Origin of the sequence: uncultured Methanobrevibacter sp. (assembly GCF_900314695.1) — an archaeon.
Lineage (GTDB): Archaea > Methanobacteriota > Methanobacteria > Methanobacteriales > Methanobacteriaceae > Methanocatella.
Map to the genome: position 1 here is coordinate 1 of NZ_OMWD01000040.1, position 12,734 is coordinate 12,734.

At 34.0% G+C, this 12,734-nt stretch carries 8 protein-coding genes; 6 read left to right on the plus strand and 2 right to left on the minus strand.

Annotated features, from left to right (window positions below):
* A partial coding sequence (locus QZN45_RS10375; RefSeq protein WP_296812795.1) for a DUF11 domain-containing protein occupies positions 1-2,362 on the plus strand: 2,362 nt, incomplete at its 5' end.
* 178 nt (positions 2,363-2,540) lie between these two features.
* Positions 2,541-7,373, plus strand: a complete 4,833-nt coding sequence (locus QZN45_RS10380) for an Ig-like domain repeat protein (protein WP_296812797.1) — start codon at positions 2,541-2,543, stop codon at positions 7,371-7,373.
* 13 nt (positions 7,374-7,386) lie between these two features.
* Here the strand turns inward: QZN45_RS10380 and QZN45_RS10385 are convergent, their stop codons facing one another.
* Both QZN45_RS10385 and QZN45_RS10390 read right to left on the minus strand, forming a co-directional pair.
* Complete coding sequence (locus tag QZN45_RS10385) at positions 7,387-8,085, minus strand: thymidylate synthase (RefSeq protein ID WP_296801968.1); 699 nt, start codon at positions 8,083-8,085, stop codon at positions 7,387-7,389.
* 230 nt (positions 8,086-8,315) lie between these two features.
* The gene (locus tag QZN45_RS10390; RefSeq protein ID WP_296801967.1) at positions 8,316-9,005 is read right to left on the minus strand and encodes a hypothetical protein; all 690 of its coding nucleotides are present in this window, start codon (positions 9,003-9,005) and stop codon (positions 8,316-8,318) included.
* Between the two features lie 510 nt (positions 9,006-9,515).
* Here QZN45_RS10390 and QZN45_RS10395 point away from each other — a divergent pair.
* The 4 genes from QZN45_RS10395 to QZN45_RS10410 all read left to right on the plus strand — a co-directional run bounded on the left by QZN45_RS10395 (position 9,516) and on the right by QZN45_RS10410 (position 12,658).
* On the plus strand, positions 9,516-10,088 hold the full coding sequence (locus QZN45_RS10395; RefSeq protein ID WP_296801966.1) for a helix-turn-helix domain-containing protein: 573 nt from the start codon (positions 9,516-9,518) through the stop codon (positions 10,086-10,088).
* 157 nt (positions 10,089-10,245) lie between these two features.
* The gene (locus tag QZN45_RS10400) at positions 10,246-11,910 is read left to right on the plus strand and encodes an AMP-binding protein (RefSeq protein ID WP_296812799.1); all 1,665 of its coding nucleotides are present in this window, start codon (positions 10,246-10,248) and stop codon (positions 11,908-11,910) included.
* Between the two features lie 240 nt (positions 11,911-12,150).
* Positions 12,151-12,510 carry a hypothetical protein gene (locus QZN45_RS10405; RefSeq protein WP_296812800.1) on the plus strand — a complete coding sequence of 120 codons (360 nt, stop codon included), beginning with the start codon at positions 12,151-12,153 and terminating at the stop codon, positions 12,508-12,510.
* Complete coding sequence (locus tag QZN45_RS10410) at positions 12,503-12,658, plus strand: hypothetical protein (RefSeq protein ID WP_296812802.1); 156 nt, start codon at positions 12,503-12,505, stop codon at positions 12,656-12,658. Before QZN45_RS10405 ends, QZN45_RS10410 begins: the two co-directional genes overlap by 8 nt.
* Positions 12,659-12,734 lie beyond the last annotated feature (76 nt).

Sequence of the window (12,734 nt, forward strand, 5' to 3'; positions counted from 1 at the left end):
TCTTAAGGCTGTGACTAATGGTACTTTGACTAATGTGGTTAATGTAACTTCAAATGAGAATTCTACTGCTAAAGGTGGAAATGTGTCTGTTAAAGTAATTCCTGTGGTTAATTTAACTGTTGTAAAATTGGTAGATGATGATGACGCTTTAGTTGGGGATAATGTTACTTTCAAAATTATTGTAACTAATAATGGTCCTTCCGATGCAACTAATATCACAGTTCGTGATATTCTTGATACAAATGGATTTAAGTTAGTTAGTGGTAATTTAACTACTATTATTCCAGTTTTAGAAAGTGGAAAATCAGAGACAATTACAATTGTGGTTAAAACTATTAAGACTGGTACATTCATGAACCGTGTTGAGGTGACTTGTAATCAAAACGATACAGTTAAAACTTCAAATGTGAGTGTTAGTTCCTACGAAACAGATTTAAAAATTAATAAGATTGCTAATGCAACTGATGTTGCTGTAAATGGTCTTGTTAACTTTACAATTTCTGTTAAAAATCATGGAACTACTAGCGCTACTGGTGTTCATATTATTGATGAATTGGACAGTGCATTTGAGTTTGTTGATGCTAGTGCTGGTTATAAGTTGTCTGGTAAGACTGTTACTTGGAATGTTTCCAGAATTGCTAGTGAAGACACATACTCTGTATGGATTGTTGTCCGTGCATTGACTAATGGTACATTTGACAATGTTGCACACACTAATTGTAGTGAGGAATCAACTATTAAAAACAGTACAGCAACTGTAAAAGTAACTCCTGTAGTTAACTTGACTGTTGTTAAAATCGCTGACGTGAAAATCAGTACAATAGGTGGTGAAATCACATTTACAATTACTGTAACCAATAACGGTCCTTCCAATGCTACAAATGTTGTAGTGGAAGATATCTTGCCAAGTGGTTTACAACTAATAAGTGGCGATTTAAATACTACCATTGCATTATTAGTAAGCGGCGAATCCAAAGTCATTACAATTAAAGCAAAAGCTGTATCAACCGGTAATCTTACAAATGTTGTTTCAGTTCATTCAAATGAAAACGCAACTATGGTTGAATCAGATGTTACTGTCAGAGTATTTGATCCTAAATTATCCATTATTAAAACTTCAGGTAACGAGTATGTATATTCAGGTAACCAAACTACTTTCACAATTAAAGTGACTAATGATGGTGATATGGTGCTTACAGGTGTCTTTGTTGAAGATAAAATACCAAACGGTTTAATTTACGACCATTTCATCGGCACTAATTGGACTTATGATGGAACCAAGTTCTATTATGATGGTTCTTTGGATGTTGGCGAAACTGTTGAATTGACAATTGTCGTAAATACAACTCAAAGTGGTAAATTTACTAATGAAGCTACTGCAGGTTCCGATCAAACTTCAACTTCAGCTTCAAATGCTAGTGTTATTGTATACACTCCTGCATTGACTGTACGTGAAATATCAAATAATCCACGTGCTTTAGTTGGACAAGAAGTTAGTTTCACTGTTGTTGTTACAAATATTGGTGACTGTGAGTTGACTGGTGTTTACACTGTAAACAACTTCCCAGAAGGTTTAATATACAACGGTTATGATGGAGATAATTGGAACAAATTAACTAGTGGAATTTTAGGTGCTCCTAGTGGTGGATGGACTCAAGATGGTAATAAGTTCAGTTATTCAGGTATTTTAAAACCTGGAGAATCTGCTAATTACACATTATACTTCACAACTACTGCTGTGGGCGTATTTACTCCGGAAGTAATTGCTAATTCAGATTTAACCAGTGGTGCTTATTCAAATAACACTACTGTTGTTGTTGAACCTAAACTTGAATTGAAACAGGAGATTGACAAATCAACCGTTGATGTAGGTGATAAGGTAACTATCAAAGTCACCGTAACAAATGTCGGCGGCTGTGATTTAGACAATGTTTATGTAATTGAACATTTCCCTGATGGATTGAAATATGACAGCTTCAAAGGTGAAGGATGGACCAAAGTGGGTAATAAATTTATCTACTCTGGTGTTTTAGGTATTGGTGAAAGTGCAAGCTTTGAAATGGTCTTCTACGCTACTAAAGAAGGTTCTGTAATAAATTCTGTTGTTGCAGGATCAAACATGACTGATGAAATCGGTGATGATGTTGAAGTAGAAGTGGTTAATAAAACTAAACCACATCCAAGACCTCATCCTAAGCCTGAGCCTCGTCCAGAACCTCGTCCAGAGCCTACTCCGGAAAATGAAACAGTTAAACATAAGCCTGTTAGCGAACCTGCAACTATGCACGCTACTGGTAATCCAATAATCTTATTGTTATTGGCAATTATGGCTATTATACCATTAAGAAGACGTAAACACTAAAATTAAAATTTTCGGGAGTTTTTACTCCCTCTACTATTTTTTTTTAAAATTTTTAACTAGATTTTTTGATGATAACTTTTTTTTACTTCAACTATTTATACTATAACTGTTATAAATAACAGTACTTTATACATTTTAACTTCTAATGTGGTTAAATTGTTTAGATGGGGGAAGGAAGTTGAATAAAATTAGATATATTGCATTATTCTCAATTTTTTGTTTAATGTTAATAATGCCGATAGCATTTGCTAGTGAAAATAATACGATTGTTGCAGTGGATAATGCAATTGAAAATTCCACAGCAGCCAGTTCGGGCGGCGACATTCTAAAATCAGACATATATTTCAATTCAGAAATTGAAATTGATGGTGACGGATCATTTTACAAACCATATAAGGATTTAAAAAGCAGTCGTATTGTGTCCGATTCCACAGTTCATTTCGCCGATGGGGAATATGAACTCGACAAGGCTATCTCAGCTAAAAATTTGAATATTGTTGGAAGCAATCCTTCAAAAACCATAATAAAATATCATGGTTTGGGATTGGATTCATCAACTTCCATAACTCTTAAAAATGTAACTTTCATTAATTTTGCCATATCCACTACAGGCAGTTTGAATGTTTCAAATTGCATCTTTAAGGATTCTTCTAATAATGTTATTTCATCTTCAACTAGAAAATCCGTAACTTATATTGATAATTCCACATTTTTAAGCAATTCTGCTTCTAAGGGTGGAGCAATCAGTGTTGTGGGAGGAAACCTGACCATAACCAATTCCATATTCAATAACAATCATGCAACAACTGCAGGTGCAATTTATGTTAATGACGCATATTTGACAATAGACAATACACTGTTTGATTCAAATTATGCTGATTCTTATGGTGGGGCAATTGCATGTGAAAACGATGCTGTCACTTTTATCAATAAATCAAAGTTCTATAACTGTTATGCTATTGAAGATGCTGCAGGTGGAATCTATCAAATAAATTCCGAGTTGGAGTCCAATTCATTGGAAATGGTTAATTGTACCGCTAATTTTGGAGGCGCAATTGTTTCTTTAAAATCAAATCTATATTTGAATGATTTTGTTGGAAGAAACAATGCTGCAAAATATTATGGTGGTGCCATTTATTCGCTGTATCGTGTACTTTCAATTGAAAATTCTACTTTGACAAATAATTCCGCTAAGGATGGTGGGGCGATATATGCTGATGATGTTGAAATATTTACAGTCAAATCTAACACTTTTGCAAATAATCGAGCTTCAAATGCTGCGAGTGCGGTTTATTCAGTTGGAAGTGATTTGGTCTATTATGATTCAATTTTAGATAAGGAATTAAACAATACATTCATTAACAATGATGTTTATGAATCATGGATGCATAACTCCTTTGTCGGAAATGGAAACTACACATTATTCAGGTATAATTCATCATATCATATCTTGCCTTCCAGATATGATTTAAGGGAATTGGGTTATGTTACTCCAGTAAAGGCCCAAGGAAACGGAGGGAACTGTTGGGCATTTTCATCCCTTGGTGCTCTTGAGTCCTGCATTCTAAAGGCAAGCGGAAAATCTTATGACCTTTCTGAAGAAAACATGAAAAACTTAATGGCTATGTATTCCTCTTATGGATGGGCTATGGAAAACAATATTGGGGGATATGATAAGATGGGAACAGGATATCTTGCCGGTTGGTTAGGACCTGTCAATGAAAGTGAGGATCCATATAATCCTTCTTCAATTTTATCTCCTATTTTGAATAGTATTATTCATGTTCAAAATATTGTATATTTGAATAGGACTTCTTATACTGGCAATGATGAAATCAAGAAAGCTTTAATGGAATATGGTGCTGTTGCAACAAGCATATATTGGAGCAGCTCTAACATGAATGGTACAAATTACTATTATTCCGGAAGCACAGGTTCAAACCATGCCATTGTTATTGTTGGTTGGGATGACACATATTCACGAAGTAACTTCAAAACAACACCTGAAGGTGACGGTGCATGGATTATTAAAAACAGTCATGGTGCCGGTTCTGGAGATAAAGGATTTTTTTATGTTTCATATTATGATACCAATTGCGCTCCATTGGATAATCCTTATTCAACCTACACTTTTCTCCTTAATGATACAATCAAATTTGATAAGAATTATCAGTATGACGTTCCGGGTTGGACTGATTTCTTTTTGAATTCATCAAGTACTGTCTGGTACAAAAACAAGTTTGTTGCAACTGATGATGAATATCTGGCTGCGGTTTCAACTTATTTCCAAAAGAAGTCTAATTGGGAAATGTCACTTTATGTAAATGATGTTTTAAGGGTAACCAAAAGTGGTATTGATACTTCAAGTTACAAAACCATCGATTTGGGTCTGTTGATTCCTCTCAAGGCAGGAGATATATTCAACGTCATATTCAAGATAACGGTTGATAAGGAAGCAGGTGTGCCTATTTCAGAATATGTTTCACTCAACAGTGAATTTTACACAGATAACGTCTCATTTATCAGTTATGATGGCAAAAACTGGCAGGATTTATATTATCTTTCATGGGAATATCCTGGCCATACTTACGGATCACAGGTAGCCTGCATCAAGGCATTCACAATATTGAATGAGATAAATACTTCAGTTCATTTGGATGTTTTAAATATTGGTGAGGATAATGCTGATATTGTTGCAACAGTCTTTGATGAATACGGTAATTTAGTCAATAGGGGGGATGTGACATTTACAATCAACGGTTTGGATTATACTGTTAAAATTGCAAACGGCATTGCCAAATTCAATGCTTTGCTGATTAAGGATCAGATAAATAAATTTTATGCAAGATTCAGTGAAGTCGGTTACAATCAGTCAAGCAATTTCATAATGGTTTCCAACAAGCCAATTAGCACATCAATGAATGTAAGCGTTTCATCTTCAAACAGTAATCCTCTCAAAATCAGTGCAGTGATTTTAGACAAAAACGGTAATAAGGTAGAAAGCGGAATGGTTACTTTTAATGTTGATGGTGAGGATTATAAGATTAATGTGAATGATGGGGAGGCTAACTTTACTCATATTTTTAAATCCGGAGGATTGAAAAACATTGTAGTCAGTTATGATGACTTATATTGTTACGCTTCTTCAAAAAGGACATTATCTAAGGAAATAGGGATAAAGGATGTTTCAATTTATTTGTCCGTTGACAATAACTATAATCCTGTTGTCATTACTGCAGATATTGTTGATAAGGATGGCTTTTCTGTGAATTGTGGTAAAGTTACTTTCAATGTGGAAGGAAGTGATTTTACTGTGGATGTCAAAAATGGGGTGGCTGACTTGAAATATAATTTTAAACGTTTTGGTTTTAATAAAATAGTTGCCACATATATGGATGATTCTTATTTATATAAATCCAATTCTACCTATGATTTCTTTGATATTTCAGCGATAAAGACATATTTGGAATTTAATTTCGATTCAGTCAATGTATTCAATCCGGTTAATATAAGCTGTACCGTTAGGGATTTGAATTCCAATTTGGTCAATAGAGGATATGTCACTTTTATCATAAATAATGATGAAAGCAAAGTCAAGGTAGAAAACGGAGTGGCCAGTCTGGAATATCTATTCAAAAGCTTCGGAACCAATGTCATTAGTGCCAATTATGATGATGACGGCAATTACTATGGCGAATCTTCCAATACCATATCACTGAACGTATCCAAGACAAGTGTGGATTTGTCTGTTGGTGTGGATGTGGAAAAAAATGTCCATACAATTAGGGTCAAAATTTCAAAACCTGTTTCAGATTATGTGACAATTAGGCTTAATGATAATCCTTATTCAGTTAAATCAGATAATGGTCAGGCCATTTTAATATTGGAAAATCTAAATCCTGGAAAATATAAAATTAAAGCATATATGGATAGTTATATTTATAAATCTGATGAAGCAACATTTGATTTTACTGTTAATAAGAAAGCCACCAGGATTTCTTGCGATGATGTCTTCTACTTTGACAGTCAGATTTCATGCCCTATAACCTTTGTGGACGAATTCGGACATGAAGTTTCTGGATGCAAGCTTTCGGTAAATATTGATGGAAAATTGTATGATGTCACTACCAATGATAGTGGTATTGGATTGCTTAAGTTCAGCTCTAATCCTGGACAACATAAAATTTATGTTTCATTCAATGGAAACAGTCAATACCTCAAATCCGATCTCACTAAAACAATAACAATCAAATCAACAATAGAATTGCCAAGTGCTTCTAAATATACATATAATGCAAAATATTCTGTGGTTTTCCGTGATGCCAAAGGCAACTTATTGAAGAATACAAAAATAACACTTAAGGTTAACAATAACGTATACAATCTGGTTACTGATAATGATGGGAAAATATCCCACAATATTGATTTGGCTAAAGGGAAATATGAAGTCGTTGTTACAAATTTGCCAACAGGTGAAGTTAAGACACAATCAATCAATGTTGTTTCACGTTTGACCGCCAGTGGCGTGACAATGTATTATGGTGCAGGCAAATATTATAAGGTCAGGGCATATGATGACCACGGCAATGTTGCAAAAGGAGTTAAGGTAACAATCAAGTTCAACGGCAAAACATATTACAGAGATACTGATTCCAATGGCTATGCTTCTTTAAAGATATCTGCCAAAGCAAAATCATATACAATAACATCTACTTACAAGTCATTTAAGGTTTCAAACAAGATTGTCATAAAGCCGACACTCATAACCAAAAACATGGCGGTTAAAAAATCCAAGACATTCAAGTTCAACGTTAAGCTTTTAAATTCCAAAGGAAAAGTCTTGAAAAGTAAAAAAATCACAGTTAAATTCAAGGGAAAGATCTATAAAACTAAAACAAATAAGAAAGGAATAGCTACCTTTAAAATAAAGGTCAATTCAGTAAAAGGAAAATTCACAATAACTACAAGCTATGGTAGTTTAAAAAATACAAATAAAATAACAGTTAAATAAGGTTATTGAAACCTTATTTATTAACTTTAATAAGATTGCGTGCTGCTTTTAAATCGGTGTTGTAGATATGGCCTGATGTTGAGTGGTAATGTACTCCACCGAAGTTTAATTTTTCACCGACTATTTCTTTGTTAACTTCCTCTTTCATTTTCAAGCCTAGATATGCGATGAAATACATGTTGGAGTAGAATGCGCCGAAAATATCATTGCTTCTGAAAATGCAGTGTATGGTCAGCTCGTTGTCACGCACGATGCATTGCAGGAACTGAAGGCACGGGATATCCTCTCTTTCAGCATCAAGTTCCGGGTCGATTGTAACTGCCACTGCCCTGTTTGATCCGGTTGCAGTTAATATTCTCTGTTTCATTGTGTTGAACTGGTCAATGTCGAAATGTGCATAAATACGATTTGGATAGGTGTATACAAATCCCTGATCATCCGGATTTTCAGCTGATTTTACATATTCATATAGTGCATCGCTTTTCATCGGACATCCTTCTACATCGAATTTTCCGTTCTTTATGTCGGATAATAACATTTCAGTAGTGTAATGCTGGTATTTTGCCCTGAACTTTAGATTGAATGGGTCGTCAATTATATAGAAGTTTCCGAGACTTTCAATCAGGTGATGATTTGAGTCCTTATAAGTTTCTTTTCCTTGCTTTAATATTTTATCGACAAATTCGAGGTAACATTCATTAATAGTTAACATAAAATAGCTCCTTTTATTGGTTAAATTTTTATAAAATATAATATTAAATAATTTCTATTTGAAGAAAATAATATTTTTCAATGCTTTCATCTACATCAACAAAATTTAAAATATATTTTATGCCATATGCATTGATTATGTTAATGTTTGTTTTTATTATTCTAATGGTTGGTGATGATACTATTGGTTTAATTACTTATACTTTTAATTATTTGAACGGTCAAAATTATTCATGAAATGATGTTGGATATCATTTCAAATAATTCCTTTGTCTTGTCGGTCGCAGTCCTATCTGAGATGTCTTCAGGTATTTCATATACAAAAGTGGGATAACCCTCATGGGCGATAGGTTTTGATACCAGCACGGCTGATGTTGACTTGTAGGATTCATTTCCTGTAACTGGATAATAATTGAAGTCACTGGTTTTGCTTATCTTTTCAGCAATTTCGACAGATGCATTGTCCATTTCTGGTGTTGCAACATAAAATCCCTCACCATAATCTGCATTGTGGGAGTGGCTTATGATAACGGCATCTGCATCCGATGATGTTACATCCGGATTTACGAAGTCATGAACAAGGCTTTCACCGTTTGTCCTTCCTGCATCATAGTCGTCGGGATAATCTGTTACTGTTACCTTATAGTGGATGATTTTCACATCATTGTTTCCAAATTCCTTTGCGGCCTCTATTTCCGGTTCTATTGATAGTTTTTCTCTTGGATGAATTCCGGTAATCAAAGCTATGGTCTTGTTGGCACTGACATTGCCTGAAATTCCTTTTTCAACAGTTCCTATGCTTGTATTTCCAATCGTATCATAGGTGATGTTGTTGTAATGTGGGTTGAATTCATAGAATACAAAAGCGCCAACGGCCAGAAGAAGTGCAATCATGATAATTATTTTTGTGTTTTTTTGCAAAATTCTCACCCTTGTTGAACATTAAGTAAAAGACAATTAATATTTTTTTAGGTGATTTGAATAGGGCTGTTTGGGTATCAGCCCCATTCTCAAAGGGAGTTAATTCACAAACGAATATAGTTTTCGATTTCTACATGACATTTTTTGTAAAGATTTGAGGATGAATCTTTACAATTTGGTATTGGTTTTCATCGTATATATCTTTTTTCTTAATTTTCAGGTCAATATTTGCTTTATTTTATAATTTATCACTTTAAAATAATTATATTTAACTTTAATGTTAAATTATAATAAATTCAACGAAATTGGGATAATATTGTTGTATTGTTGCAATTGAATTTATTATTGAATATTGGGGCATTTTTCACGTTATGCTCTCATTAATTTTAAAAAATTCCAAATAAAACTATCAAAAATTGTATATTCCAAGATAGTTTTAAATATCTTGTTGAAGATAATTATAAATACTTAAATTGTTTTAAGTGTAAATTCAAAAAAATGTGTGAAAATATGACAAATGAAGACTTTGCAAAAAAGATAAAGGATATTAGAACTAGACAGGACATGTCTATAGAAGAATTAGCCGAAATAAGTGGCGTAAAACAGGAAGTTCTTGAAGCTATGGAAGCTGGTGAAGTAATACCATCACTTACACCATTAACAAAAATGGCAAGAGCCCTTGGAGTTAGGTTAGGAACCTTTTTGGATGATACTCCTGAACTTGGACCTGTAGTCACAAGAGGTGGAAAAACTGAAAATTCACTTTATTTCTCAGGTAGGGAAGATGTGACAAATGCCACCAACCTTGAATTCCATTCTTTAGGTGCAGGTAAAATCGACAGAAACATAGATCCTTTCTTAATTGATATTGAATTTGAAGAAGGGGAAAAGGAATTATCCTCCCACGAAGGTGAAGAGTTCATCTATGTTTTAGAAGGGCAAATTGAGGTAATCTATGGTAAGGACACTTTCACAATCGGTGAAGGCGACACAATCTTTTATGACTCAGCAGTACCTCACCACTTACACGCAACTGGAGAAGATTCCGCTAAGATATTAGCAGTATTATACACTCCATACTGAGGTTGATAAAATGAGTAAAATAACTTTAAAACCAAAAATAGATAGATTTTACACAGATGATTTGAATTTAAACTTGAAAACATTGCAATTGGGATTGCATTTATGATTTGCATTTTGGTTTAGTTATGTTATTGTTTAATTAATTTGAGGTGAAAGGATGTCAGAATTATTTACAGAATTGCCGTTAGGAAAATTTTTCGAATCAATGGTTGAAAAACAACCAGATCATGAATTTATCGTTTATCCGGATAGGAACTTAAGATTTACATATAAAGAATTTGATGAAAGAGTAGACAACCTGGCAAAAGGAATGCTAGCTATTGGAATTGAAAAGGGAGACCATGTCGGTATATGGGCCAAAAATGTTCCGGAATGGTTGACATACATGTTTGCAACAGCCAAAATAGGTGCTACAATAGTAACTGTCAATACAGCTTACCAATCCCATGAATTGGAATATGTTTTAAAACAGTCTGATATGAAGGCATTGGCAATGACTGATGCTTTTAGGGATACAAGCTATTTTGACATAATAAACGAACTTGTTCCTGAACTTAAAACCTGTGCAAGGGGACACCTTGTGGCTGAAAAATTCCCTCATTTGAAATTCATTTTCCATGTGGGTCAGGAAAAGCATAGGGGAATGTATAACACCAACGAGCTATTGCTTCTTGGAATGAACTATGACGATGACGAATATCAGAAAATCAAGGATTCAGTCACACAGCATGATGTAATCAACATGCAGTATACTTCAGGAACTGAAGGTTTTCCGAAAGGTGTAATGCTCACTTCCCGTAACATTGTAAATGACGGTTATTATATTGGAGAAAACATGAACTATACTTCCAAAGACAGGCTTCTATTGCAGGTACCTTTGTTCCACTGTTTTGGAACAGTTTTAGGGGTAATGGCAGTAATCACTCATGGCTCAACAATGGTTGTATTGGAAGAGTATGACCCTCTTTTGGCAATATCATCAATTCAAAAGGAAAAGTGTACATCCATCTACGGTGTGCCTACAATGTTTATAGGTATGATGAATCACCCTATGTTTGAAATGTTTGATATGAGCTCACTTCGTACAGGTATCATGGCAGGTTCAACCTGTCCTGTGGAAACCATGAAGGACGCCATTGAAAAGATGAACATGAAGGAGATTACCAGTGTATATGGACTTACTGAAGCTGCTCCGGGTTTTACACAAACCAATGCTGCTGATTCATTCGAGAAAAAAATCAATACTGTAGGTAGAAAATTCCCTAATATTGAAGTTAAGATTGTAGATCCCGAAACCGGTGAAGAGGCTGGTGTCGGCGAACCTGGAGAAATCATGTGCAGAGGGTTCAATGTGATGAAAGGTTATTATAACATGCCTGAAAAAACTGCTGAAACCATTGAACCTGACGGATGGTTGCATTCAGGAGACCTTGCAACCGTGGATGAAGACGGATATTACTCCATTGTCGGTCGTATTAAGGACATGATTATCAGAGGTGGGGAAAACATTTATCCTCGTGAAATCGAAGAGTTCCTGTTTACCCATGACTGCGTTCAGGATGTTCAGGTGGCTGGAATTCCTGATGAAAAATACGGTGAAATTGTAGGAGCATTCATTATCAAGGAAGAAGGATTCGATGAGGTGACTGAAGCGGATATTCGTGATTTCTGTATCGGAAGCATCGCTCGTTATAAGGTGCCTAAATATGTATTCTTTGTTGATGAATTCCCGCTTACAACCAGTGGTAAAATCCAAAAATACAAATTAGGGGATTTGGGTCTTGAGCTATTGGATGAAAGACGCAAAAGAGGAGAGTTATAACTCTCTTTAATTATTTTTTTTAAAAGTTTTCAAAATTGCTTTTAGCATGTAAAATTGTTCTTGTTTTAAACTGACTGTTTTTTATATCGGGTTTGATATAATTATCTTTGTAGAATATTTTAATTTTAAACAAATATTGTTGTGGAATTAAAATATTGTTTGAAGAAATTTAAAAACTTATTTATATTATTAAGTTGATAATATGTTTTGTTAGGTGAAAAAAACCTAACAGGTGATACATTGAATGAAAAAATTACATTTGATGAGAAATTTTCAGATTTGGGTGAATATTATAACATCAAATCACCTGCAGACATTAAAAATCAAATTCAAAAGAACGAAAATATCTTCATATTTCTTGAAGAAATTAAACCCTATTTGGAAAAATCTTTTAATGATGCCGAATTCTGCCTTGAAATGAATTTTGAACCTGAAATTGATGATAAATACATTGTTTTAAGAGTGTATGTATCAGATGAAAGATTTGATAATGGTGCTTTTGAAGACATATATCAAATTAGAGCACAAATTAGACCTTTAAGGAGAAAAATTAATGTTTTTCGTGAATTAGCTATCAGGCCGGCGATAAAAAATGTTTGATTTTTCTAAATTTAGTGATGTTGGTGACTATTTGTCACTAAAGAATTGCGAAGAAAATAATAGATCTGCTATTAGTAGATATTATTATTCGGTTTTTGGTTCAGTAAGAATGTATCTGGTATTGTTTTTGAACCTCTCCGGCTTGTAGAAGCCGGAGATTCTTAGGCCATGCCTATTTTTTCGTCAAAGCATTTCCATTCATAATAATATGTGGATTTTCCTTG

Bases quoted from the DNA above. Each gene is read 5' to 3' on its own strand.
- QZN45_RS10385 (WP_296801968.1), bottom strand. From the start codon at position 8,085: ATGTTAACTATTAATGAATGTTACCTCGAATTTGTCGATAAAATATTA.
- QZN45_RS10395 (WP_296801966.1), top strand. From the start codon at position 9,516: ATGACAAATGAAGACTTTGCAAAAAAGATAAAGGATATTAGAACTAGA.
- QZN45_RS10400 (WP_296812799.1), top strand. From the start codon at position 10,246: ATGTCAGAATTATTTACAGAATTGCCGTTAGGAAAATTTTTCGAATCA.
- QZN45_RS10410 (WP_296812802.1), top strand. From the start codon at position 12,503: ATGTTTGATTTTTCTAAATTTAGTGATGTTGGTGACTATTTGTCACTA.